Below are 413 nucleotides of genomic sequence, written 5' to 3'. Positions count from 1 at the left end.
GCAAACCAAAAATGCCACGCATGCCGAATCTGCTTGAACAGTTTGTTAGCTTAAATTTCAGCACCTTAGATTTACTAAGCCCGAGATTAACCTGATTTGGGAAGCCGGCAAACTGCCTAAGTTTTAAAACCCGAATTGACTCAAACTTTGTGGCCGTTCATTTCATTTAAAAATCAGTAAATGTTGAAAACACGTTTTCGCAAAACTCAAAGCGAAAGCGACACTTCCAAAGCGACTTTGCGCCAAACTGACTGACCTCATGCAATCTCAAAGCTCAATTGAAGCAACAGCTCGAAACTCACGTTGACAAACAATGCTGATTTGCCGAAAAACCTGAACAAATTGCCAAAGGAAGAAAGAAAAGACCACAAACAACTGATTTTTATTGTTTTAAGCTAACGCCCGGCTAAGGG

The organism is Vibrio anguillarum, assembly GCF_003390515.1.
GTDB classification, from domain to species: domain Bacteria; phylum Pseudomonadota; class Gammaproteobacteria; order Enterobacterales; family Vibrionaceae; genus Vibrio; species Vibrio anguillarum.
Note: the sequence above shows the minus strand (reverse complement) of the source record.